The following is a 24223-nucleotide window of genomic DNA, read 5'->3' on the forward strand; positions in this document are numbered from 1 at the left end:
ACCACAAAGGACACAAAGAGCACGAAGAAGAGCTTTTCTTTTCCTTTGTGCTCTTTGTGTCCTTTGTGGTTCAAAAATTAATGGATAGTTACTTAATATTTACCGTAAGCGTACCAGCAATCAATCGACGTTTATTTGCGTTTCTTATTCTCACTGCACTGCCAGCTTTGAGTGACTGCGCCATTTTCAAACGACTCAATCTCCACATCAAACTGCCAGATCCGGTGTATATGCTTCAGCAGCTCATCGGTCTCTTTTCCCAATGGCCGACCTTCATGCTGGTAATGACGGAGGGTCAGCATGCGGTCACCCCGGATATTGACATTATAAACCTGAATGTTTGGTTCCCGATTGCCGAGGTTATACTGAGCGGCCAGTGACTCACGGATGGCTTTATAGCCTGTTTCATCGTGAATACTGTCCACCTCAAGATAAGTGCGGGACTCATCATCCAGAATTGAAAACAGTCTTAAATCTCGCATCACTTTGGGTGACAGAAACTGCAGGATAAAGCTTTCATCCTTAAAGTTTTTCATGGCAAAGTGCACAGTATCCAGCCAGTCGCTGCCGGCAATATCCGGAAACCACTCCTGGTCTTCATCGGTAGGGTTTTCACAAATACGACGAATATCCATAAACATATTGAAGCCGAGGGTGTATGGATTGATACCACTGTATTGCGGGCTATCAAAAGGCGGCTGATAGATAACACTGGAATGGGAGTGAAGAAACTCCAGCATAAAACCATCGGACACCTTGCCCTCATTGTATAGCTCATGCAGAAGGTGGTAATGCCAGAAACAGGCCCACCCCTCATTCATCACCTGAGTCTGTTTCTGAGGGTAGTAGTATTGGGCAATTTTTCTGGCTATTCGCAACAGCTCCCGCTGCCAGGTTTCCAATAACGGTGCATTCTTTTCCAGGAAGTAGAGCAGGTTTTCTTCCGGGTCTTTAGGAAAGCGCTCTTCCTGTTCCTGCTCATCTTTCTCAACCTTTGGAATGGTGGTCCAAATGTCGTTCAGAGTCCTCTGGATATACTCCGCCCTCTCTTCCTGCCGGGCCTGTTCCTGCTCAGCGGATAAGGGCCGGGGCCGTTTATATCGATTCACCCCCTGATTCATTAATGCATGGCAGGCGTCGAGTATTTCCTCGACCGCCTCAATGCCATACTTCTCTTCACATTGTGCAATATAATGTTTAGCAAATAACAGGTAGTCGATAATGGACTCGGCATCAGTCCAGGTTTGAAACAGATAGTTCCCTTTAAAGAATGAATTATGACCATAGCTGGCATGGGCTAATACCAGTGCCTGCATGGTCATGGTATTTTCTTCCATTAAATAGGCAATGCAGGGATTTGAGTTGATCACAATTTCATAGGCCAGCCCCATTCTGCCCCGTTGGTAGTTTTGCTGGGTATGAAGAAAGTGTTTACCAAAACTCCAGTGGTTATACATTAATGGCATACCCGTTGAGGCATAGGCATCCATCATCTGTTCAGAGCTGATAATCTCAATTTGATTCGGGTAGGTTTCAAGGCGGAAGCGATCAGCAAGACGGGCCAGTTCCCTGTCGTATTCCTGAATTAGCTCAAACGTCCACTCCGGTTCACTGGAAATCAACTGGCTGCTCATGCATTTTCCTTTTTTTCAAACAGTTTACGGAAAACCGGGTAAATATCACTGGGCGATTTAATCTGCTGCATGGCAAAGTGATCTTTAAACTTCTCCGCTACACTCTGGTACTCACGCCATAAATTCTGGTGGGCACGGTCGGTGATTTCCACATAACAGTAATACTGAACCTTCTGCATAATCTGCTCGGTGAGAATCTTGGTGCAGACACTGGAATCTCCTTCCCAGTTATCACCGTCCGATGCCTGGGCAACATAGATATTCCAGTCCACCGGGCTGTAACGCTTGTTGATCACATCACGGGTCATTTCCAGGGCACTGGAAACAATGGTTCCCCCGGTTTCCCTGGAATAGAAAAAGTCATCCTCATCCACTTCTTTAGCGGCTGTATGATGACGGATAAAGACCACTTCAATCTCTTTATAATTACGCTGCAAAAACAGATAGAGCAGAATAAAGAAGCGCTTGGCCATGTCTTTGATGTCCTGAGTCATGGATCCGGACACATCCATCACACAAAACATCACGGCCTTATTACTGGGCGAAGGCACTTTGACCATGTTGTTGTATTTCAGGTCAAAGTCATCAATAAATGGTAGTCTTTTCAGCTTGGCATTGAGCTCTTTTATCCGTTCTCTTAATTCAACAACTCGTTGCTGGTCCGTTTCATCCGGGCTGACTTCCATTTCCCGGAGCTCTTTTTTAAGTGCCCGTATCTCCCGACGATCACCACCGGATAAGGCAATACGCCGGGCATGGGCTGAACGCAGGGAGCGCACCACATTCAGGCGATCCGGCGAGCCTGCTGTCGTATACCCGGCCTGTCGAATCTTGAATTCCGTCATATCCTCCAGCTGCTTCCGAACCAGGTTGGGCAGCTCAAGGTTATCAAACATATGCTCCAGGAACTCATCATGATTTATCTGGAAGCTGAATTCATCCATTCCTTCGCCGCTGTTGCCAGCCTTGCCCTTACCGCTTCCTGAGCCACTGCCGCCCGATGGGCGCTTGATACGATCACCACTGACAAACTCCTTGTTGCCCGGATGAACCTGCTTATAACGCCCACCCTGACCGTGGCGGAATACCGGCTCAGAAAGATCTTTTCGGGGAATGGTGACTTCGCTGCCAGAAACCACATCTGTAATGGAACGTTTATTCACAGCATCAGACACTGCTTTCTTGATGTGCTTCTTATATCTCTCAAGAAACCGCTGGCGATTGACGGTACTTTTGTTTTTTCCATTCAACCGTCGATCGATAATAATACTCATGAACACGCTCCTTGTGTGCCCTTTATGACAAACAGGGCGAGAATCCGTTCGCCCTGCCTCTCTACCCGGACGGCAGTTACTGCGACTTGCGCACCCGGATATACCATTCAGCCAATAACCTGACCTGTTTCTCGGTATACCCTCTCTCTACCATGCGCTTAACAAACTCATTGTGCTTGCGCTGATCTTCCTGACTGCCTTTGGCATTGAATGAAATCACCGGAAGCAGGTCTTCTGTATTGGAGAACATTTTCTTCTCAATCACAGTGCGCATTTTTTCGTAGCTGAGCCAGCTCGGGTTTTGGCCATTGTGATTGGCCCTGGCCCTGAGCACGAAATTAACGACTTCGTTACGGAAATCTTTCGGATTGGCGATACTGGCCGCTTTCTCGATTTTCTCCAGCTCATCATTGATGGCCGAGCGGTCGAGAATATCGCCGGTTTCAGGGTCACGGTACTCCTGATCCTGAATCCAGAAGTCAGCATAGGTGATGTATCGGTCAAAAATGTTCTGTCCATACTCGGAGTAAGACTCAAGATAGGCGGTCTGAATCTCTTTGCCCAGAGACTCAATGTATTTGGGTGCCAGGAACTCTTTCACATAGCGCAGATAACGCTCATGCACCTCTTTCGGATACTGCTGCTGCTCAATCTGCTGCTCCAGTACGTAGAGCATGTGCACGGGGTTAGCGGCAATTTCCGTAGGGTCAAAGTTGAATACCTTGGAAAGAATCTTGAAAGCAAAACGGGTAGACAAACCTTCCATGCCCTCATCAACACCCGCTGAATCCTTGTACTCCTGCAGCGGCTTGGCATTGGGGTCGGTATCTTTCAGGTTTTCACCATCATAGATCCGCATCTTGGAATACACATTGGAATTTTCCGGCTCCTTGATGCGCGACAGGACGGTAAACTTGGCCAGCATTTTCAAGGTATCCGGTGCACAGGGGGATTCCTTGAGTGAGCTATTAGCCAGCAGCTTTTCATATATATGAATCTCTTCCGTCACCCGGGTGCAGTAAGGCACCTTGACGATGTTCACCCGGTCAATAAAGGCTTCATTGGTCTTATTATTCCGGAATGATTGCCACTCGGATTCATTGGAGTGGGCAAGAATAATACCGTTATAAGGAATGGCACCCATGCCTTCGGTACTGTTGTAGTTACCTTCCTGGGTCGCGGTCAGCAGCGGGTGGAGTACCTTGATGGGTGCCTTGAACATTTCCACAAACTCCATCATGCCCTGATTGGCACGGCAGAGTGCGCCAGAGAAGCTGTAGGCATCCGGGTCATCCTGAGAGTATTCTTCCAACTGTCGTATATCCACCTTGCCCACAAGGCTGGATATATCCTGGTTGTTCTCATCGCCGGGTTCGGTCTTGGCAATACCCACTTGATTCAGAATACTGGGATGCAGCTTCACCACTCTGAACTTGGTGATATCACCGCCAAACTCATTTAACCGCTTAACCGCCCAGGGTGACATGATGCCGCCCAGGTAACGATTGGGAATGCCATATTCTTTTTCCAGAATGTCGGCATCTTCATCAGGATTAAACAGATTCAGAGGTGACTCAAAAACCGGTGAACCTTTGATTGCATAGAATGGGACTTTCTCCATCAATGCCTTCAGCTTTTCTGCCAGAGAAGACTTACCACCACCCACTGGCCCCAGAAGGTAAAGTATCTGTTTCTTCTCTTCCAGCCCCTGGGCAGCGTGCATAAAGTAGGAAACGATTTGCTCAATCGCCTCTTCCATTCCATAAAATTCACGGAATGCCGGATAACGCTTAATCAGTTTATTGGAAAATATACGACTGAGCCTTGGGTCCCTTGAGGTATCCACCATCTCCGGCTCACCAATGGCCATAAGCATGCGCTCTGCCGCATTGGCATAGGCAGAAGAATCCTGCCTGCACAGTGCCAGATACTCTTCGATGGTCAGCTCTTCCTGCTGGGTTGATTGAAATCTCTGCTGATATGTATTGAAGATGTCCATGCCTTCACCCACCTTTGTCTGCTTGAATTCCTGAACAACGACCAGGAACGTTTGACCGATAGCTCATCTGGAAGCTTATCCTTCTCAATTACGCTATCGGCAGAGTCAGAACTTTGACCACATTTTTTTATAACTTTTATTGAGTAGCTATGAATGCCAGAAAAGCAGTTCATGCTGATCAACAATGCTATAGAAAAAGGTGGCATATAATGCCCGTCCGACAAACCAGAGAACTCGGTGTCATGACCGGCAAAAGCGGGATACGAACATTCAGTCGAAAAAATCTGGCCTACATTGATGCACTTTTCATAACAACTTATAACAACGGACTTCCTTGCAGCATGCTGGCAGAGATATTATTCTTCATCGCTCACAACTTCTGGTGGTCTCGCACTTAGCCTTGGAAAAGCTGCCCGACAAGCGTGGCACTATCAAAACAACCCTGCGTTTTTAACCGCAAAGTGATAGCGCATTTTTTCTTGCCCCAGAATTTATAATGTGGATTTTTGACTACTTCTGCAACTGTTGAATCATTGCATGGAGGAAACGTGTTGCTTCACCACCCGTTGCTGCGCGGTGATCAAACGACAGTGACAAAGGCAGGGTACGGTGGCTCTCAGGCTTGCCATCAACGCTGACGATTTCTTCCCTTAACCGGCCAACACCGATGATACAAACGGTTGGCGGCACAACAACCGGTGTCGCGTATTTTCCGGCAAAGACACCAAAATTACTTAACGTGATGGTTGCACCCTGAAGCTCTGAGTTTGGCAGACTTCTGTCTTTCACCCCTTCCCTGAGCTTATTGATACTCTCTCGTACTTCTGCTTTCTTCATTTTTGCCACATCACGCATCACCGGAACGAGTAGTCCCTCGTCACTATCTACCGCCAGGCCCAGGTCAACAGCATCATGAAGCTGACGGCTCATGGAAGCGCCATCAAACCAGGCATTAAGCGCAGGCTCCACGGCACTGGCTTTGGCAATTGCCTGAATCAGACGAACAGTGATGTCTTCTTTATCATCCCAATGATCAATATCCACATCATCAAACAGCGTTACCTGAACGACGGAAGCATGAGATTTTGCCATGGTGCGGGCCATATGCTTGCGGACACCTTTCAATGGCTCTGGATTGTCCAGGGGATAGGCAATGGCAGGTTGTGCAGCGGTTCTACGATTTGTGACAGCACCCAGATCCACCTGGAATTGCTCAGCCAGTGATTGAAGTCCACTTTGAACCATGTGCGATGAAGACGACGGTGGCATCTGGCCATCCGCTGGTGAGCCAATAATAAAAGCATCATCGCTACTGGTGCTGGCATCATCACTGACCAGTTTGCCGACTACCGTACCGCTATCTTCCCCATCGGTGACAAACTCCACCAGCGGGGCTCCGGTAAGAATAGTGTCACCGGGTTGGCCACAAAGACGGGCGATCACTCCGGTGCAGGGTGCAGGAACTTCCACAACGGCTTTGGCTGTTTCGACTGAGACCATCGGCTGATCTTCCCTGATGCTATCCCCTTCTCCCACATGCCATTCGACAATATCGGCTTCAGGAATACCTTCCCCTAAATCGGGTAAATTGAAAAAGCGCATGAATGTACCTTTTTATTATAAAAATACTGACTGCTTCTGGTTTTGCAGTCCTACAGGTTCCTAGTACATCGTTTCAATGAGTTTGACGTTTACAATCTCCGTTCACCCTGAGCGGAGTCGAAGGGTGCTTGGCACGATCTATCAGAGGCCGGAGTTTCCGCCTTTAGGCCCTATGGGTCCTTCGACAGGCTCAGGACGAACGGAGTGTGGAGGCACGACAACCCGTCAAACTCATTGAAACTATGTATTAGTGCCTGGCAAGACTCTTGATCGATGCCCTGACAATATCATCGACCTGAGGCAGATAATGGTCTTCCATCCTGTAGTAGGGCATTGTCGTATCAAAACCGGTCACCCGTTCAACCGGTGCCTTCAGATCATCAAACGCCCTTTCCATAAGACCGGCAGCAATCTCGGCCCCCACACCAAAACTCCGACAGGCTTCATGAACAATGACACAGCGTCCGGTCTTTCTGACTGACGTCAGAATAGTCTCCATATCAAGAGGCTTGATGGTAGCCACATCAATCACTTCTGCAAAAATGCCATGCCCCTCCAGAATGTCGGCTGCCTCCATGGTTTCACGAACCGATGCCCCCCAACTGACCAATGTGACATCCTGCCCGACTTTTAACGTGAAACAGGTGTCCAATGGCAGCGGGTCACTGGCAGCATCAATTATCTGCTTACTTGCCCGGTAGATGCGCTTTGGCTCCAGGAAGATAACCGGATCCGGCTCATTAATGGCAGCACGAAGCAATCCATAGGCTCTGACCGGTGACGATGGAATAACCACTCTTAGCCCGGGAATATGGGCAAACAGTGCTTCGGTGCTTTCCGAATGATGCTCCGGGGCGTGGATACCTCCGCCGAAAGGAGCCCGCAGCACCAGGGGACACGCCAACCGCCCCCGGGTTCGGTTTCTCATGCGTGCTGCGTGGCAGATTAATTGTTCCATTGCCGGAAAAATAAACCCCATAAACTGTATTTCCGCCACCGGTTTCATCCCCTGGGCAGCCATACCCACACTGATACCGGCAATCAGGGTTTCCGCCAGCGGGGTATCCATCACTCGCTTGAGGCCATATTTATCCCGCAGTCCCTGGGTTGCCCGAAAGACACCACCATTGACCCCAATATCTTCGCCAAGCAACACAACATCCGGATCATTGTCCATAGCATGATCAAGCGCCAGGTTGACGGCCTCAACCATGGTCAGTTTGTTATCCATTGAGATGGCCTCCGGCTGATTTCATGTTTTCCTGACGCATCTGTTCTCTGGCAAGCGCCTCGTTTTTCTGTTGCTCCAGTTGGGCTGGCATATTCGCGTAGTGATAATCAAACAGGTCTTCAATAGCGGGCAGCGGAGTGTTCAGGTAGGTTGCCACGGCCTGCTCAATGATACGGTCAGCCTCATCTTTTAAAGCCTGTTCTTTGCGCTCATCCCACAACCCCCGGTGGTGCAGGAAGTTACGGAGCCGCTTGATGGGTTCTTGTTGCCAGGCCTCCTTGAGCTCGTCACTGGCACGGTAACGGCTGGCGTCATCGGCCGTGGTGTGATCGCAAAGCCGATAGCTGACCGCTTCTATCACGGTAGCGCCCTTACCCTGGCGTGCACGGTCAATAGCGGCGCTGACCACTTCATGGAGGGCAATAACATCATTACCATCAACCTGGTAAGACGGCAGGCCAGCGGCCAGCCCTTTCTGGGCCAGCGTCGGTGCACCGGACTGAATTTTTCTGGGAACCGAAATCGCCCACTGATTGTTGTTAATGATATAAACCACGGGCAGCTGCCAGGCACCGGCCAGGTTCAGGGCTTCGCCAAAATCGCCTTTCGACGTAGCGCCATCCCCCAGTGCACATAAGGCCACTTGCAACGGGTCACCGGCCTCATGGCGGATTTTAATGGCGGTGGCGATACCGGCCGCGTGGCCAGCCTGTGTCGCAATGGGAACACAATTCGGTAGATCCTGACCCCAGGCCGGACTGGCACTCCCACGCTCATCACCACCCCAGTAGAGCATGACATCACTCAGAGCGATGCCTCGTCGCATCAACCCGGGAAGATCCCGGTAATAAGGAATCAGAACATCTTCTTTTTCCAGCAGGGCAGCACACACGGTGCTGATGGCTTCCTGTCCAAGACAGGAAGGGTAAGTGCCCATCTTACCGGTCCGCTGCAATGCCACCGCTTTTTGATCGGCCTGCCGGGCGATCACCATGGAACGGTAGTAATCAATGAGAATGTCGTGATTGCTGACCCAGGCTGGCAGTCGTTTGATGACTTCGCCTTCAACATCCAGAAACTGCGCCATGGCGAGGGAAGGGTTTGCTGTTAAATCCATTTCTTTTCTCCCTATGCCGTCAATTGTGAAGGGTTATCACCATGCACAATGGCTTCTGCCATCTGGTCAGCAATAACACTGGCAGGTAACCCGGCCTGATTCTGTCGGCTGAAAATTTCTAACAGGGTGTCATGAATGCCACGAAGGCGCCGGTGCATATCACTCTGACTGCTTTGCAGGTAAGTCATGGCGACAAAAATCAATCCACCGGAATTAATCAGGTAGTCCGGGGCAAAGAGAATGTTGCGGTCGAAGAGGGCAATACCGTCTTCCTCCGTCAGTAGCTGGTTATTGGCTGAGCCGGCAACAGCAGCACACTGTAACTTGCCAATGGTGTCGCTATTGAGAACGCCGCCAAGGCCACAGGGGCTGAACAGATCGCAGGGCACCGAATATATGTCATCCGGTGCCACCACTTTGGCACCGAACTCCCGGACACACTGATCAACACGATCCTGATTGATATCGGCAACAATCAATTGTGCCCCATCGTTAAACAGTCGCTGACAAAGGGCATAGCCAACATTACCCAGCCCTTGCACAGCGACCCTTAAACCTTTCAGATTATCTGGCAGGGAGGGATGGGCTTTAAGGCAGGCAAGCACGCCATAATAAACCCCTTCAGCGGTAAAAGGTGCCGGGCTGCCACCGGATGAAGTACAGGTCACATGGGCTGACTGAGTAGCAATGGTGTCCATATCCGCCACCGTTGTGCCACTGTCCATAGCCGTTGCATAACGACCGCCAAGCTCATTGAGAAAACGCCCGAACGCTTTGAAAAGCGCGGTTCGGTCATAGTCACCTTCCGGTTCCATAATGACCGCTTTGCCACCCCCGAGATCCAGGCCAGCCAGTGCTGATTTGTAGCTCATACCACGGGCAAGGCGAATGGCATCCGTGATGGCTTCGTCAGAGGAAGAATAAGGAATGATTCGACATCCACCGAGGGCTGGCCCTCTGCGGGTACTGTGAATAGCGATGACGGATTTGAGGCCGGATTCTTCATCGAATTTGCAATGAAGATCGTTGATACGCGCCTCGGCAATCTGTCTGAACATGACGGGATCCCTCCGTATGTTGCAGAGCAGCAGGCTCTGGTTTAATGCCCTGTCTATCGGCATCCCGGGGTTAGGGCAAGCTGACAGACGTGGCTATTTATTGTTGTTTTACAGGGTAGAACTTTCATCACATTCAGCGGTTTAAGCTCTATCAACAACCAGGCTTTCTGATAACGCCTTATTCGATTACAGAGGAAGTTAAGCCCTATTGTCAACAGTCAATAAGTTTTAGAAAACATCATGCTCTGCCGCCATTGGCCGCTATTTAAATCAACTAATTGACTGAAAATCTCACCATCCATAAACCACGTTTTCATAAACACCTGTTTTGGCAAAACAGGTAAAAGATGCATTTTGAAAACAAAAGGTGATAACTTAGTTCTTCCTTCCCTCTAATCCATGGAGGCCAAAATGTCGCAAATACAACAAGAAAAGCGTCGATTTCCCAGAAAAACACTGGAAAAAACCGCAGAAGTACTGGATAACGACACCGGTCTGTCTATCGGCATTCTTGAAGATGTCTCAAAAGGAGGATTCAGCATCCTGACCGATCGGGGTGTCAGGCCATCAGAAACCCGGAATGTCACATTGATCCTGCCCGGGCCGCAGGAAGGTGCTTATCGAGTGTCCATGAGTGCCGAGTGCGTCTGGTGTCAAACCGTCAGTGAACAGGCTGATTTCGCCGCAGGTTTTGTTTTACGCAGTATCGAGGACCAGGACGAAGTCGCATTGAACTATTACATAAGGGATTATCAGGTAGCGGGCGAGCTTCAGGAAGGTTAAATACCTTTCTGAAGCCGATAAGAGCAGAAGCAAACACTCACAAACAACCTTTAACAAGCCAGGTAACGGTTAATCTGCAATTGGCAGGCTGAGCGTTTCCTTGAGTTCTTCCATCACGATATAGCTCTTGGACTCCCTGACCCCTGGCAACTTCAGAAGAATATCCCCTAACAACTCGCGGTAAGAGGCCATCTCTGAAATCCTGGCTTTGACCAGATAGTCGAAGTGACCAGAGACCAGATGGCACTCCAGCACGTTTGGCAGCTTGATGACCGCTTTGCGGAAGTCATCAAAGATATCAGCGGATTTGGTATAGAGGCTGATTTCCACAAACACAAGAAGCCCTGCCTGAAGATACTTCGGGTTCAGGCGTGCAGAATAGCCCTGAATAATACCTTCCCTTTCCAGGCGCTTGACCCGTTCCATACACGGCGTCGTACTCAGCCCGACCTTATCCGCCAGCTCTACATACGATATACGCCCTTGCTCCTGCAGGGTACGGAGAATATTACGATCGATACGATCCAACTGGCGAACAACTTCTTTTCGGCTTCTCATGATTTCAGTCGTTTATTGACAATGCGTGTTCAGGCACCAAGAAAAGTGGAACACAATAGCATAAGGGATTAGTGAGCTTTGTATTCATCTTTTTTAGGACAGATCCTGATTAAGACAACCGTTATTCTAATATCTAATGGGTAAATCACCTCCCCTCCTAGCAGAGGGAGGTTAGGGTACCAATGATGAATCTGCAAGTGAGGATTACTAATATCCTCCATCAGGGTTTATCGCAAAATCATTTTCAATCCCTGCATTTTTATGGACAATGCGCGGGCTTTTCACTTCCTTGAGGGTTTGAAGGCTCTTTTCATAAGCAAAGAACCCATGGTCACCACAAGCGAACCTGAGTTTCTAACGATAAACTTGTGTCAACAGAGCCTATTAAAGCACACTCACCGGGTTCTACCCTGTTCTTTATACTCCGGGCTGGAGAAAATTTTAGATGAGTACAGCATCTGCCTCCCCGAAACATTCCCCAACGCCGTCGACGCTTTCGACAGCTGCGACAAAAAGTCGCTCAGGCAATGAGATCCTGGTCAAAATCGACCAGGTCACCAAAAAGTTCGATGACGTTATCGCTGTTGATAATGTCAGTCTGAATATTAAAAAGGGTGAGATTTTCGCACTGCTGGGTGGCTCCGGATCTGGAAAATCCACATTACTACGGATGCTGGCGGGCTTTGAAACACCGTCTGAGGGCAAAATTTACCTGGATGGGCAGAATATTACTCACCTGCCACCGTATCTGCGCCCCATCAATATGATGTTTCAGTCCTATGCCCTGTTCCCTCATATGACGGTGGAGCAAAACGTGGCATTTGGATTAAAGCAGGACCGCCTGCCCAAAGACATCATTGCCCAGCGTGTAGAGGAGATGCTGACACTGGTGCATATGCAAAAGTATGCCCGCCGTAAGCCCCATCAGCTTTCCGGTGGCCAGCGCCAGCGTGTGGCCCTGGCGAGAAGCCTGGCAAAGCGACCAAAATTGCTGTTGCTGGATGAGCCCATGGGTGCGCTGGATAAGAAGCTGCGCAGCCGCATGCAGCTTGAGGTTGTGGATATCATCGAAGAGGTGGGTGTTACCTGCATTATGGTGACCCATGATCAGGAAGAGGCGATGACCATGGCCGAGCGCATTGGCATTATGGATGCCGGCTGGATTGTCCAGGTGGGTACCCCTATCGATATCTACGAAAACCCCAACAGCCGCATGACCGCCGAATTCATTGGCTCCGTCAATATGTTTGAAGGAGAAATCACCGAAGAAGAAGCGGGTTACGTCATCATTCAATCGCAACAGGTGCAACAGCCGATCTACATTGGCCACGGTATCATGGCACCACTGGAAGACCGCAAAGTCTGGATTGCCGTGCGTCCTGAAAAAACCATGGTGACCCGGGAGCAGCCGGAAGGGAACTACAACTGGAGCAAGGGTGTGGTGCACGACATTGCCTATCTTGGTGGACATTCGGTTTATCATATCCGGCTTCCGTCGGGCATGACGGTACAGTCCAACATGGCGAATGTGATCCGGACCGCCGACAACCCGACCTGGGGTGATGAAGTCTATATCAGCTGGGATGATGACAGTGGTGTCGTCCTGAATAGCTGATCAATCACCGCTAACCTTATTCAGTATTTTTCGTGTTTAAGAACAGTCTGAAGGCTTTACATTGGCTAAAAGCCGAAGGCTTTCTATTTCGTAAACTATTCAGGCTTACCGCCGTACATGTAAGCCACTGGTAACGGATATTTTGTGGAATCTGTCATGTCCAACCTGTTAACAAAAGGTGCCTCCGCAGCCGCGTGGGGACCAGAGAGGCTAAACGCCTTAAGGGAGCTGTGGGGACGTCGCCTCGTTCTTGGCGTCCCCTATCTCTGGCTACTGCTATTCTTTCTTGTCCCCTTCCTGATTGTGGTCAAGATCAGCTTTTCATCGGCAGAAATTGCCATTCCGCCCTATTCGGCCATCTTTGAGTACTTTGATGAAGTACTGACACTGAATTTAAATCTGGGCAACTACCTGTTCCTGGCCGAGGACGAGATGTACCTGCAGGCCTATCTGACCTCGATACGGCTGGCTCTGGTCGCTACCTTTTTCTGCCTTCTGCTGGGCTATCCCATGGCCTACGCCATGGCTCAGGCATCGGGAAGAAAGCAAAGTTTCCTGCTCATGCTGGTACTTCTGCCATCATGGACCTCATTCCTGATCCGCATATACGCCTGGATGGGAATACTGAAAAATAACGGGTTATTGAACAACCTGCTGATGTGGTGTGGCCTGATTGACCAGCCCCTGCAGATCCTGAACACTAACATCGCCGTTTATATAGGCATCGTTTATGCCTATCTGCCCTTTATGGTGCTCCCTATTTACGCCAACCTGACCCAGCTGGACAAATCACTGCTGGAGGCGGCCAACGATCTGGGCTGTCGGCCATGGGAAACCTTTTTCAGAGTTACACTGCCACTGTCCATGGGTGGCATTGTCGCGGGCTGTATGCTGGTCTTTATCCCTGCCGTGGGTGAATACGTGATTCCTGAGCTGCTGGGTGGGCCTGAGAGCCTGATGATCGGTAAAGTGCTCTGGCAGGAGTTTTTCAACAACCGTGACTGGCCGCTGGCCAGTGCCCTGGCCATGATCATGCTGTTGATCCTGTGTCTGCCCATCGCCTTCTTCAATCGCCAGCAGGCGAAGCAATTGGAGGCCAGCCTGTAATGACGCTTTCTACAGAAACAGCAACTGAACGCACAAGCACCCTGGGAAGAGTCAAAACACCGGGTTTTTCCACCATCATGCTGATACTTGGGCTGATCTTCCTCTATCTGCCCATGTTTATCCTTGTGTTTTACTCCTTTAACGCTTCACGACTGGTGACCGTCTGGGCCGGCTTCTCAACCAAATGGTATGTGGAGCTGTTTCAGGATGAACAACTGATGGGCGCGGTATGGATCAGCTTGAGAATTGCTTTCTATAACGCGTCCATGGCGGTCATTCTGGGTACGGTGTCGGCTTTTGCCCTTGACCGCTTTGGCAAATTCCGTGGCAGAACCGCCTTCAACAGCATGTTGACGGCACCCCTGGTGATGCCCGATGTGATTACCGGCCTGTCGCTGCTGCTGCTGTTTGTCACCATGGCCGACCTGATCGGCTGGCCCATGGAACGGGGCATGCTGACCATCTGGATCGCCCACGTCACCTTCTCCACCGCTTATGTGGCTGTTGTCGTTGGCGCCAGGTTGCGGGAGGTGGATCGCTCTATTGAAGAGGCGGCGATGGATCTTGGTGCAACACCACTGCGGACGTTCTTTCTGGTCACGATTCCAACCATTGCCCCATCGTTAGCCGCTGGCTGGTTACTGGCGTTCACCCTGTCTCTGGATGATCTGGTGATTGCCAGCTTTGTCTCCGGCCCGGGCTCGACCACTCTGCCAATGGTGGTATTCTCTTCGGTGCGCCTGGGGATCTCACCAAAAATTAACGCCATGGCGACGCTGATTATTCTGGTGGTCTCTCTGGCAGCCCTGTTTGGCTGGTGGTTTATGCGTCGCTCAGAAAGGGAAAGGAGGGCCAGCCTGGAAAGGTTTGGCACCAGTTAGCATGATAATCAGATGCCGGATCTCATCCGGCTTTTTAATTCGTTCCTCGACTTTTACCAGACCCGTATGCTCCGGGATTGTCACGACGTGCATTTCTGCTTGACGTCCTCACTCCAAAAGCCTGCGACCTCAGTCTGGATCAAGCTCGTGCGGCGAGGAGCGTCCGTCCCCTGAATGGCTTATGTCCGAACCCGTTGTCGTTTGTGCAAAAGCATCACCGGGCATCGACTATGCCCCGTCTTTACGGACAAAATAGAGTTTTGGCAGCTCCCCTTGCCTGGCCATCGTTAATACCTGAGGATCTAAATAAACCTGCTTCAGTACAGCTTTGAGTTCACTATCTGTAGCCCCTCCAAGCTCATGCAGTGGGAACACCAGCCTTTCTTCCCGAGCAGCGTTGGTGATTAACGTTACCAGCTGCTGCGAAAACCCACTTATATCCGTTATTTTTGGAAAGAACACCGAATGAATTTTCTCGCAGCCTTTAAAGCCGTCAGTCTCTTTATATCGCCATGCCTGACATTGATAGTATCCCTCGCGCATGAAGGTAGCCTGACCGCCGCCCTTGGTCATGTGCTCGATATACCCCCCTCTATCACCCCCATGAAGCGCCACATCAGTATTCAGCACATTACCAAACCTCCGCACGGCATTTACCAGTGAGAATGGATCACTATCGCCATAGTGTTTCCGGGCAAAGCCAAGTACCCCACCTGGATTACTAAACAGCCTGGCAAAGTTTTTTGGTATGGGCGAATCGGCTGGCGTTGAAACCCGGGATTGAGGCCTTGACCTGGAGGGCACTGCTGATTCAGATCTGGCAGTTCCCGATTGGGCTGTCTGGAAATAAGAGGCAGTTTTCTTAGGGATTGCACCATGTCCTACAGCAAGCATAGTGCCTGAAACACCTGCCGGGTGGATACCGACAGGTGTTATCCCCGAGGGTAAATGTACCGGATTAGCCGCGTTCAGGCTCTTGAAAACTCGAATAAACTCGTCGTGTACTTCCTTATCCTTATTACTTTTATTATCCCAACCCACGAGTATTAACTTGGGTACTTTGGATAACTTCTGTATACGAGGATTCTTATAAGCCGCATAGAGCGCCTGGGCCATATCCTCACCACTGCCACCAAAAATTGCACAGCCTATAAAACAACTGACAATGGTATTGCTGCCTTTTTGGCTGGCTCCAAGGAGCAGTGAAACAAAAGCATTGGTGAAATCCTGCTGATACTTTATTACCCCTGCACCAGAACGGTTAACACTCAAATCATAATCTTTCCTATTTGGGGCAACCACGTTATGAATATGCTGGCAATGGCGCAAACCACGGGTGGAATCAGTGGCATATCCATAGGGCCCGGTGGTATAACACTCGCCAGTTCCAACCTTATGAATACTGGTATCGTGGTTAAATTGAGCGCCAAGATCACTGGCAAATTGTCCTGCGATACCCCCACGATGTTGCATTTGACTATTTGCAGCATTGACCAGATCGAATGGTTTTCCTTGTTTTGAGAGCTCTCTGGCACAACCAAACATGCCATAATCAGGGTGCATTGCTATTTCCAGCTGTCTGGGAAGCAGCTCTGTCGATGCCTTGTCAGCACGGCCTGTGCTTGCTGTCGTGTTAATTGCCGTGGCCACAGCCCCGGGGCTGCTCATTGCAGGGGGCGTTGTTACACGGCGAACCGGTGAACGTGTTGCGGAATTAAGTTGAGCCAGCATATTCCAGTGACTTGCAAAGTCTTGGCATGCTGTCCGGTCACTGTCTTCAGAAGACCTGCCCACCAGAACCAGTTGTGGTGCTTGCCTGCCTGTTGATTCAAATTGTTTCTTGGCTTTCGAAATCGCTTCTGCCAAATCTTCTCCTGTGCCACCCGCAAGACCACAACTGAGCAGAGGGCAGTAAATCCGACGTAGTTGATTGGTTTCAGCCGCTTTAAATAACTCAAAAAACGTTTTTTCAAGCTTTTCTGCAAACTTCTCATCATTTGCTAAAAGAACCAACACATTGTGAACTGCCCGACAATTATTGATATCAGATGGTTTGTCACCACGAATACAGTCATAAGTAAAACATTCACCGTGAGTGATACGATTCCCGGGCTGCTGAGACACCTGAACATAGTTACTATTGTTGCCACCAAACTTTTCTTTGATAACCTTTGCAATACCTGTATGAAATTGCATGTTCACGTCCACAGAGTTCACTATCCCATAGGGCATAAGTTCATCTTTACGCTTTACCCATGTCAATAATCCATCATTACAAGTAACCAGTGTTACCCTGCCAGGCAATGCTTGTTCAGTCCCATTAACCAGATTGGTACAATGTTGTGACACATCCTTATGTGTGACAAAGTTTTTGCCAACTATATGCCTAAGGGATGGATACTTTTCCAGTTGTTTAAGCAGGCAATCATTATCAGTTTTACGAACCGCTCGCCCAAAGACCGCTTGTTTCAATTCTTCATTGATTCCACATTTCTTCAGCTCAAGAGAACCGTACATCACTACCTGACCACAGAATTTTCCAATGGCATCATCCATTTCAGTCTCCTTAAATTATCGTGTAATTGATATTTATTTGTGCAATCAAATAAAAGCAACTGTAGATCCAATAATCGAATTAGACTGAAAATCGGTAATATAGTTCCAAAATTAGCAGGCATTTTCTCTCACGCGACTCCAGGATGGTGTCTTCATATCTCAACTATGTTTTTGAAATATCCGGGTTTAGCGGCTGTGTGAGCCATTTTGATCCGTCATCGGTAAAGGTTCCTGAACCAACTCAACAGCCCTTGCACCGATAGCCTTTTTACAGGCAAATGCACAACACACCCCTGCGGCATATACCATTAAACCGGTCAGGGCACCGTAGGTGACATTAACTTGTGTATCAACCTCATTCACCTTCAGCCCCCGGGAGTGGGAATAGAGAAAACCACCGCCCACACCACCGCCAACCAGCAGAACATACCCACCCAATAACCCGACAGTAGAATTCAGACAACAACGCCGTCCAAATGCAGACACTCTCACAGCCAGGGTAGCCGCAGCTTCATTGGCCCCGTTGGGTTGAGCAGCCTGTGGATATACGATACCTCCGGAAACACCGTTCACTGACCGGTCACCTCGTGATTTCACCAGTAAGTTCCCGTGACAGGCATAGCCAGTCTTGAGCATTGGTCATCTGACTTTTTGCAAAAAGCAGAGCGTGGACAGCCTTTAGATCGAAAAGTTCCGAATTGGTTCACTATTTAGTCAGACCATTAATAAATGTGTCCCAATCGAACTCATCTTTAATTAATGCTTTATTAAAATGTGCCTTTCTCATTCTGCCCAGGTGAATTCTATTATTTTCAATCATATTGGCTAATGAATCCACCTTTTCAGTTTTATCTTCAGTTTTTATTACTTGCTTAACCTGTAATGCAATGTTTAAAAAAGACAAAGCAAATGTTGTGGCATATTTCTCACCTTTTAAACTCATTCTGTTATTAATATCTATCGTTAATGAACAAATATGTGCTGTAAACAAGACATCCGCTGGATCTAACTGCACATTTTTGACTGGTAAAACCTCAGTTTCTGTCATCACTTCAGCAATTTCACCGGGCTGTAGAGGATTGCATGTAGAATCTAACTGCTCATTGTTGACTGACAAAACCTCAATTTCTGTCGTCATTTCAGCAATTCTATCAGGCTGCAGAGGATCATCTGTAGAATCTTCCGGTCGTTTGTGCTCAGTTACCGATGAATCACCCTTGGCGAGCATGCATAGTTGTTGAAATAATTTAACAAAATCGTATGGTTGATAGTCATTAATGCCAAAAATATCATTCATGATAAGTCTTGCCGGACCGGGAGATAGGGCAATAGACGGTATAATTACATTCAGAGACTGATCCGTTTTAATTTCTTCATCAATATCAAAAGGGTATTTTTCTGCTCTTTTTTTTAAATCCTCAAGCCTTTCAAGCATTCTTACTTTTAGTTTATTTTTAAAAGCCATTTTTACTAAAAGATCGTCCGATCTAAGAGAAAGGTAATTATCCACATTAATTGAGCTAAAGGCGAGAAAGTCCTTCAAATTAAGGTGTTGGGTAATTTTAAATCTTAATTCCTGGAATAATGGAAAATAATTATTTTCTGCAGGCTCTGAAGTCACCTTTCGTAACGGGGTGAATATATTAGCTGTTGGATTTTTTACAAATTCACTTGACCTATGATAATCAGAAATATTAGCAAAACTATCAACAATGGCATTTTCAGAATTCATCATTATGCCTACATTTCTGCAATTCCATATCGATTTGATCATCAGATTGGGAAAAAGTTCCGCTTTGGATTGATCAATGAAAATCCTGAGTCAAACCCCCACTTCATCACCGGTTTTATTTTTTGCTGGATACCATGAAAAGTAGATCGTGGACAGCCTAAAGATCGAAAAATTCCAGTTTTTTATTCTTCTTTAGTCGCAGAGAATCAATAAACTTGTCCCAATCGAACTCGTTTTTATTTTTTAATACTGATTTAAAATAATAAACTTTACTTAGCTTCCATCTTATAAGTTCATTGCTTTCAATCATATTGGCTAATGTATGTAGCTTCTTATCTTTTTCTTCAATACTTATCAGTTGGTTTACTTGTGATGCAATCCCTATAAAATATAACGCAAGAAGTGAAGTACCTTCAGTATTTTTACCGCATTTTAAACTCATTCTGTTATTAATATCTATCGTTAACGAACAAATATGTGCTCTAAAAAAGACATCCGTTGAATCATCATTGGCAAGCGTACATAGACATTGAAATAATTTAACAAAATTAGCTGATTGATATTTATAGTTTACAGGATCCTTCTTTAAGAGAAGTCGTGCAGGCCCGGGAGATATGGCCACAGGCGGTATTATTGCGTCATAATTCTCATTCAATTCAATTGGCCCATTAATTTCGAAGGGATATTGTCGTGCTTTTTGTTTCAAATCATTGAGCCTTTCAAACAATACTACCAGCGGTTCATTTTCAAGAACTCTTCTTACCAGAAGGTCGTCCGATCTAAGCGAAAAATAATTATCAACATTGATTGAGCTAAAGGCGATAAAGTCCTTCAAATTAAGATATCTGGCAATTTCAAATTTTAAGTCGTGACTCAATGGTAAATAATTATTTCTTGCAGGCTCTGAACTTACCTTTCGTAACGGACTGAATATATTGGCTGTTGGATGATTTACAAATTCGCTTGACCTTTGATAATCGGAAAAACTGACAAAACGATCAACAATAGCATTTGCAGCGTTCATGGTTATGCCTTTACTTTTTTCCCTTCCTTCAGAACATAGGTTTGGGAAAAAGTTCCGCTTCAGAAATTTGCAAATAGCATTGGTATCAGATCTCCATTTGATCAAAATCCAGTTGCTCAGGGATGAGAATGCCGTGATATAGCACAGGAACACGGTTCAAATTACAAAGCAGCTGATAAGGAATAGTACCTGCACCCATTGCCACCTCATTAATGGGCAAGTCATCTCCCCACAGGATGGCACGGTCCCCTATCTGCACATCGGGCAAATCGGTTAAGTCCACCGTCAGCATGTCCATGGATACTCTGCCCACCAGCGGTACACGGCAGCCATTAATATACACCGGTGTGCCATTGGCGGCATGGCGGGGGTAACCATCTGCATAGCCGATAGCCACCACACCGATCCGGGTGGTTCTACGGGCAATCCACTGACTGCCATACCCCACGGAACTCCCGGCAGGAATGGTTTTGATGCTGATGATGGCTGAACTCAGCTCCATCACCGGTTTTATTGTTTGCTGGATATCATGAATTTGAGCAAATGGAGAGACCCCATACAGCAGCAGACCAGGACGATTCCATTCGCTCTGCACTTCTTTCAGGGCAACCAGCCCGGCAGAGTTACAGAAACTGCGCTCACCAGGCAGGCCATGGGTATAAGTATTGAACGTTGTCAGCTGCTGTTGTGCATGATCACTGTCCGGCTCGTCAGCACAGGCAAAGTGACTCATCAACACAATGTCTTTGACAAAAGGAAGATCATTGAGTTGCTCCCAGACTTTGCGGTACTCATCAGGGGCAAAACCGACCCGCCCCATACCGGAATCCATCTTCAGCCACAGCCTTACCGGATGTTTGGGACGGTGGGCGACTAATGCATCAATCTGATACTGATGATGGATCACCGTATCCAGACGATACTGGTCAATCATTTCCAGTTCTGCAGGTTCAAAGAAGCCTTCCAGCAGCAGTATGGGTTGTTTGATGCCAGCAGCACGAAGTTCCAGGGCTTCCTCAATAAAGGCAACGGCAAACCCGCTGGCAATATCCGCCAGCGCGGTTGCACAGGCTGTTGCACCATGGCCATAGGCGTCCGCCTTGACCACCGCCATCACCTGACCATTACCAGTGCCCCTGGCAGACAGTTGTTGGATAATACGATAATTATGACGCAGTGCATCAAGGTTTATCTTTGCTGTTGCTGGTCGGCCCATGCCTTTTGAGACTCCCCCGGAAATGCCAGTAAAGGGCAGCATCCTATCAATTAATAACTAACAGCTCTTTATGTGTTTATCGAAATCATTATATTGAATAAATAATACCCTTTGATTGTATTTATCCATAGTTTTGATTGCTTTTTATTCTTTATTAGACGGTAAGAGTCCACTAATCAGAGTCAGTTTCTCAGTGAAAATGCCAACGTCAATGGGAATAGCGATTAAGGAGCAACCTGTCGCTGCTGGTGCTCCTTCAATGAGGCGGGAATTAAGACTATTCTGCTTTTTTTCCGGGATCTGCCATAGTCCGAAACCGGGCGTCCATGGCAGCGAGAATACTTCTGGCTAAACGACCAATGCCGGGTTTCTGACCATCAGCATAAGGAATTGGACGACAGAGCGCCATGGCCCTGAGCCCCATGCGGGCGGAATAAATACCGACACCAACCCCGCTGGCGGCCTGGGAGCTGACCACGCCCAGCAACCGGTTGGAAGTAAAGTCTGATAGCTGATCAGACAGCAGTTCTGTCGCACCAGCCAGCGCCATCTGTTCCAGAACCATGGTTAACAGGTGGCTACGGGCAGGCAATGAAGGCCTGACACCGTATACCTGACAGATCTCATCGAGCATCCGGATACTGCGCCAGACCGACAGCAGCATATCAACGGCAGCAAATGGGCTGAGAGCCACCATCAACGCAACTTGCTGGCTATGTTGTGAAATACAGGCAAGTGCCCGCTGGTCCAGGGTCTGGAAAAAATGGCTATCCAGGTAAGCCAGCAGCTCGCTGTCATCACTGTAATCCGGCATCTCGGACAACACTTGTTCCAGCAGCATCTGCTGGGGCTTACCCTGATAGAGCTTACTCAACTGCCCGGTCCACTGGCTGGTTAATACGGTCGTTCTCTGGTCTCGAAACTGTGCAGCCTGCGCCTGTAGTTCGGTGATCTGTCGAAAGTCCCGTTGATACAGGAAAAACTCCACCACGGCTTTAACGACAGTGACCGCCAGGGCCAGAAAAAGCAAGGCAAACACTAAGGCCAAAGACCAATGCAGTTGATAGAGAAAAAGGCCCAGTTCCACCGTTTGCCAAAGCACCAATATCAACAGCAGGGTCAGCAGCCCGTAACATGCCGACCGGATAAAGCGCAGTGGTTTGGCCGCCAGTTCGGGTCCCTGCAACACCGGATCCCGGAAACCATCACTGATGGACTCCGGAGTCTCCAGGGGTTGCTCTGGTTCCAGAGGGATAAAGTACGGATCGTGATGTCGGGTCATGAAAACCGGTCTCCCAGCAGATCATTAAGAATGCTATCCAGACGGATATGGGGTAATCGGCCACCTGCGACCAGCTGCAGCCCACCGGGCGGCATCAACCGGCGCAATTGCCACTGGCCCAGAGCCTGCCAGTCATCCAGTGTCGGAATCTGTTCCGGAATATCCGGGTGCAGCAGCACTCCCGGCCCCTGCTCCGTCATCCCCTGCAGAGACTGGTGCCCCTGGTAATCGACATATGTCGTTGAGCGAACGGCGGCAACCGCTTCACAGCGGACATCCGTCGCATTAAACGCCGCTCTGCGCCTGGCCTCCTGAACCAGGTTTGCCGTCAGCCCTCTCACGGCTTCATGCTGGTCAGGCAGCACCTGATCAATTTTACTGGCGGCAAAAACGACCCGGTCAATACGTGGCTGAATTAATCGTCTGAGCAGGCTGTTGCGCCCATAATCGAAACTTTGCAGTACCTGAGTCAACGAGAAGCGAAGATCATCAAACGCTTCCTGGCCACGGTTCAACGACTTGAGCACATCCACCAGCACCAGCTGTCGATCCACCTTCTGAAAAGTATTTTGATAGAAGGGTTTGACCCGGGTTTCCAGGTAACGCTGATAATGCCTTTCACACACTTTGAATAAAGAGTCCTCCACCGCTTCCTCCAACTGATCTTCTGAACAACCAGTGATGGCAAGCAGGGGGATAAACGGCAGTTTACTCTCGTCACCTGAAGGTGCGGCATGCAGCCAGCGTCCGGGTTGAATCATGGTCAAGCCCGCCTGCTGACAAGCCTTGAGAAAGGTCAGTTGTTCCTGCCACAGTACTTGCAGTTCCAGCTCGGAAATGGTCTCCAGAGGATTAATGGACTTCAGCTTTTCGATAAAACTCCGGCCAATAGACCGGCGTACGGCACTGTCAAAAAGGGCGTGACATTGCCCACACCAGGCACGGTAATCCATGGCCAGTAGCGGCAGATCCAGCAGCCACTCCCCCGGATAGTCACGAATCTCCAGATAAAGACGACTGATCCCCGGTTTTCCCCGACGCAATAACCCGGGTGGCTGACGGAACTTGATCTCCAGCAGGCAGCCAGACTCATCCCTTGTAGCTTCCGGCCACCGCCCTCTTGATAACGCGTCAATACCCCGCTGGTAAGGAAACAGTGTGACACCATTCAGAGCGGACAGTTTTACCCCCAATAAGCGATCCTGAAGCACCGGGGGGAAGGCAGCCAGAAGGGCATCAGGATAGTGCTGTAACTGATGAATAAGACTGGTGATCAGGGTGGTTTTGCCACTGCCACTGAAGCCGGTCACTCCCAGTGTCATTCGCCGGTTAAGCAGCCGGTCGACGCCATTTTCCAGGGAACTGGCTGCTGACCTGGCAAGATCCATCGCTTTATCCTGCCCAATCAGCAAAGACTGCTTGACCTTGGTCTTTATTGGTTTCATTGAACCATTCTCGATTTTAAGAGTCTAATTCTCTGGATAATTATTAAATCAGATTAAAAATCATAAGGAATACAAAAATTTGTTTCTGGAACTTCCCGCTGCGGTTAAA

At 48.6% G+C, this 24223-nt stretch carries 19 protein-coding genes; 4 read left to right on the forward strand and 15 right to left on the reverse strand.

Annotated features, from left to right (window positions below; all coding sequences use genetic code 11):
• Positions 1-131 precede the first annotated feature (131 nt).
• The 7 genes from ACO6UX_RS00980 to ACO6UX_RS01010 form a co-directional block, all read right to left on the reverse strand.
• Entirely contained in the window at positions 132-1634 is a 1503-nt protein-coding gene (locus ACO6UX_RS00980; protein WP_422444032.1) for a SpoVR family protein, read from the reverse strand.
• Positions 1631-2908: a YeaH/YhbH family protein gene (locus ACO6UX_RS00985; protein WP_101748263.1), complete on the reverse strand. Its 1278-nt coding sequence runs from the start codon at positions 2906-2908 to the stop codon at positions 1631-1633. The genes ACO6UX_RS00980 and ACO6UX_RS00985 overlap by 4 nt, the downstream gene beginning before the upstream one ends.
• Before the next feature lie 76 nt (positions 2909-2984).
• A complete protein-coding gene (locus ACO6UX_RS00990) occupies positions 2985-4907 on the reverse strand; it encodes a PrkA family serine protein kinase (protein ID WP_101748262.1) in 1923 nt (640 codons plus the stop codon).
• Between the two features lie 510 nt (positions 4908-5417).
• Positions 5418-6509: a dihydrolipoamide acetyltransferase family protein gene (locus tag ACO6UX_RS00995; RefSeq protein WP_422444035.1), complete on the reverse strand. Its 1092-nt coding sequence runs from the start codon at positions 6507-6509 to the stop codon at positions 5418-5420.
• Between the two features lie 247 nt (positions 6510-6756).
• Positions 6757-7740 carry an alpha-ketoacid dehydrogenase subunit beta gene (locus ACO6UX_RS01000; RefSeq protein WP_209203214.1) on the reverse strand — a complete coding sequence of 328 codons (984 nt, stop codon included), beginning with the start codon at positions 7738-7740 and terminating at the stop codon, positions 6757-6759.
• Positions 7733-8857, reverse strand: coding sequence for a pyruvate dehydrogenase (acetyl-transferring) E1 component subunit alpha (gene pdhA / locus ACO6UX_RS01005; RefSeq protein WP_422444037.1), 1125 nt, complete (start codon positions 8855-8857; stop codon positions 7733-7735). Before pdhA ends, ACO6UX_RS01000 begins: the two co-directional genes overlap by 8 nt.
• A gap of 11 nt (positions 8858-8868) precedes the next feature.
• Positions 8869-9915, reverse strand: coding sequence for a Leu/Phe/Val dehydrogenase (locus ACO6UX_RS01010; protein ID WP_422444039.1), 1047 nt, complete (start codon positions 9913-9915; stop codon positions 8869-8871).
• A gap of 411 nt (positions 9916-10326) precedes the next feature.
• On the opposite strand from ACO6UX_RS01010, the gene ACO6UX_RS01015 reads away from it, so the two are divergent.
• A complete protein-coding gene (locus tag ACO6UX_RS01015) occupies positions 10327-10698 on the forward strand; it encodes a PilZ domain-containing protein (RefSeq protein ID WP_163371993.1) in 372 nt (123 codons plus the stop codon).
• Positions 10699-10767: 69 nt separating this feature from the next.
• Here the strand turns inward: ACO6UX_RS01015 and lrp are convergent, their stop codons facing one another.
• Positions 10768-11256 (reverse strand): leucine-responsive transcriptional regulator Lrp, encoded by a 489-nt coding sequence (gene lrp / locus ACO6UX_RS01020; protein ID WP_020582577.1) that lies wholly within the window; start codon positions 11254-11256, stop codon positions 10768-10770.
• Positions 11257-11701: 445 nt separating this feature from the next.
• Here lrp and potA point away from each other — a divergent pair, with 445 nt between their 5' ends.
• The 3 genes from potA to ACO6UX_RS01035 all read left to right on the forward strand — a co-directional run bounded on the left by potA (position 11702) and on the right by ACO6UX_RS01035 (position 14859).
• Complete coding sequence (gene potA, locus ACO6UX_RS01025) at positions 11702-12871, forward strand: polyamine ABC transporter ATP-binding protein (protein WP_422444042.1); 1170 nt, start codon at positions 11702-11704, stop codon at positions 12869-12871.
• 156 nt (positions 12872-13027) lie between these two features.
• Positions 13028-13978, forward strand: a complete 951-nt coding sequence (locus tag ACO6UX_RS01030; RefSeq protein ID WP_422444044.1) for an ABC transporter permease subunit — start codon at positions 13028-13030, stop codon at positions 13976-13978.
• Positions 13979-14055: 77 nt separating this feature from the next.
• Positions 14056-14859, forward strand: a complete 804-nt coding sequence (locus ACO6UX_RS01035; RefSeq protein ID WP_422444730.1) for an ABC transporter permease subunit — start codon at positions 14056-14058, stop codon at positions 14857-14859.
• 228 nt (positions 14860-15087) lie between these two features.
• Here ACO6UX_RS01035 and ACO6UX_RS01040 read toward each other — a convergent pair whose 3' ends face one another.
• From ACO6UX_RS01040 to ACO6UX_RS01070, 7 genes are all read right to left on the reverse strand, one after another.
• The gene (locus ACO6UX_RS01040; RefSeq protein WP_422444046.1) at positions 15088-17415 is read right to left on the reverse strand and encodes a macro domain-containing protein; all 2328 of its coding nucleotides are present in this window, start codon (positions 17413-17415) and stop codon (positions 15088-15090) included.
• 186 nt (positions 17416-17601) lie between these two features.
• Positions 17602-18012, reverse strand: a complete 411-nt coding sequence (locus ACO6UX_RS01045; RefSeq protein ID WP_422444048.1) for a hypothetical protein — start codon at positions 18010-18012, stop codon at positions 17602-17604.
• A 109-nt stretch (positions 18013-18121) separates the two neighbouring features.
• The gene (locus ACO6UX_RS01050) at positions 18122-19150 is read right to left on the reverse strand and encodes a hypothetical protein (protein ID WP_422444050.1); all 1029 of its coding nucleotides are present in this window, start codon (positions 19148-19150) and stop codon (positions 18122-18124) included.
• Between the two features lie 154 nt (positions 19151-19304).
• Positions 19305-20171 (reverse strand): hypothetical protein, encoded by an 867-nt coding sequence (locus ACO6UX_RS01055; RefSeq protein ID WP_422444052.1) that lies wholly within the window; start codon positions 20169-20171, stop codon positions 19305-19307.
• An 85-nt stretch (positions 20172-20256) separates the two neighbouring features.
• The gene (alr, locus tag ACO6UX_RS01060; protein WP_422444054.1) at positions 20257-21387 is read right to left on the reverse strand and encodes an alanine racemase; all 1131 of its coding nucleotides are present in this window, start codon (positions 21385-21387) and stop codon (positions 20257-20259) included.
• A gap of 277 nt (positions 21388-21664) precedes the next feature.
• On the reverse strand, positions 21665-22669 hold the full coding sequence (locus tag ACO6UX_RS01065) for a TIGR01620 family protein (protein ID WP_422444056.1): 1005 nt from the start codon (positions 22667-22669) through the stop codon (positions 21665-21667).
• Entirely contained in the window at positions 22666-24114 is a 1449-nt protein-coding gene (locus tag ACO6UX_RS01070; protein WP_422444058.1) for a YcjX family protein, read from the reverse strand. The genes ACO6UX_RS01065 and ACO6UX_RS01070 overlap by 4 nt, the downstream gene beginning before the upstream one ends.
• Positions 24115-24223 lie beyond the last annotated feature (109 nt).

Source organism: Endozoicomonas sp. ALB091, from assembly GCF_049310265.1.
Taxonomy (GTDB): Bacteria; Pseudomonadota; Gammaproteobacteria; order Pseudomonadales; family Endozoicomonadaceae; genus Endozoicomonas.

Coding starts and splice junctions, on each gene's coding strand:
- ACO6UX_RS01015 (WP_163371993.1), top strand. CDS start 10,327: ATGTCGCAAATACAACAAGAAAAGCGTCGATTTCCCAGAAAAACACTG.
- lrp (WP_020582577.1), bottom strand. CDS start 11,256: ATGAGAAGCCGAAAAGAAGTTGTTCGCCAGTTGGATCGTATCGATCGT.
- ACO6UX_RS01055 (WP_422444052.1), bottom strand. CDS start 20,171: ATGAACGCTGCAAATGCTATTGTTGATCGTTTTGTCAGTTTTTCCGAT.
- ACO6UX_RS00990 (WP_101748262.1), bottom strand. CDS start 4,907: ATGGACATCTTCAATACATATCAGCAGAGATTTCAATCAACCCAGCAG.
- ACO6UX_RS01010 (WP_422444039.1), bottom strand. CDS start 9,915: ATGTTCAGACAGATTGCCGAGGCGCGTATCAACGATCTTCATTGCAAA.
- ACO6UX_RS01035 (WP_422444730.1), top strand. CDS start 14,056: ATGCTGATACTTGGGCTGATCTTCCTCTATCTGCCCATGTTTATCCTT.
- ACO6UX_RS01000 (WP_209203214.1), bottom strand. CDS start 7,740: ATGGATAACAAACTGACCATGGTTGAGGCCGTCAACCTGGCGCTTGAT.
- ACO6UX_RS00995 (WP_422444035.1), bottom strand. CDS start 6,509: ATGCGCTTTTTCAATTTACCCGATTTAGGGGAAGGTATTCCTGAAGCC.
- ACO6UX_RS00980 (WP_422444032.1), bottom strand. CDS start 1,634: ATGAGCAGCCAGTTGATTTCCAGTGAACCGGAGTGGACGTTTGAGCTA.
- ACO6UX_RS01050 (WP_422444050.1), bottom strand. CDS start 19,150: ATGATGAATTCTGAAAATGCCATTGTTGATAGTTTTGCTAATATTTCT.
- pdhA (WP_422444037.1), bottom strand. CDS start 8,857: ATGGATTTAACAGCAAACCCTTCCCTCGCCATGGCGCAGTTTCTGGAT.
- ACO6UX_RS00985 (WP_101748263.1), bottom strand. CDS start 2,908: ATGAGTATTATTATCGATCGACGGTTGAATGGAAAAAACAAAAGTACC.
- ACO6UX_RS01070 (WP_422444058.1), bottom strand. CDS start 24,114: ATGAAACCAATAAAGACCAAGGTCAAGCAGTCTTTGCTGATTGGGCAG.
- potA (WP_422444042.1), top strand. CDS start 11,702: ATGAGTACAGCATCTGCCTCCCCGAAACATTCCCCAACGCCGTCGACG.
- ACO6UX_RS01040 (WP_422444046.1), bottom strand. CDS start 17,415: ATGGATGATGCCATTGGAAAATTCTGTGGTCAGGTAGTGATGTACGGT.
- ACO6UX_RS01030 (WP_422444044.1), top strand. CDS start 13,028: ATGTCCAACCTGTTAACAAAAGGTGCCTCCGCAGCCGCGTGGGGACCA.
- alr (WP_422444054.1), bottom strand. CDS start 21,387: ATGGGCCGACCAGCAACAGCAAAGATAAACCTTGATGCACTGCGTCAT.
- ACO6UX_RS01065 (WP_422444056.1), bottom strand. CDS start 22,669: ATGACCCGACATCACGATCCGTACTTTATCCCTCTGGAACCAGAGCAA.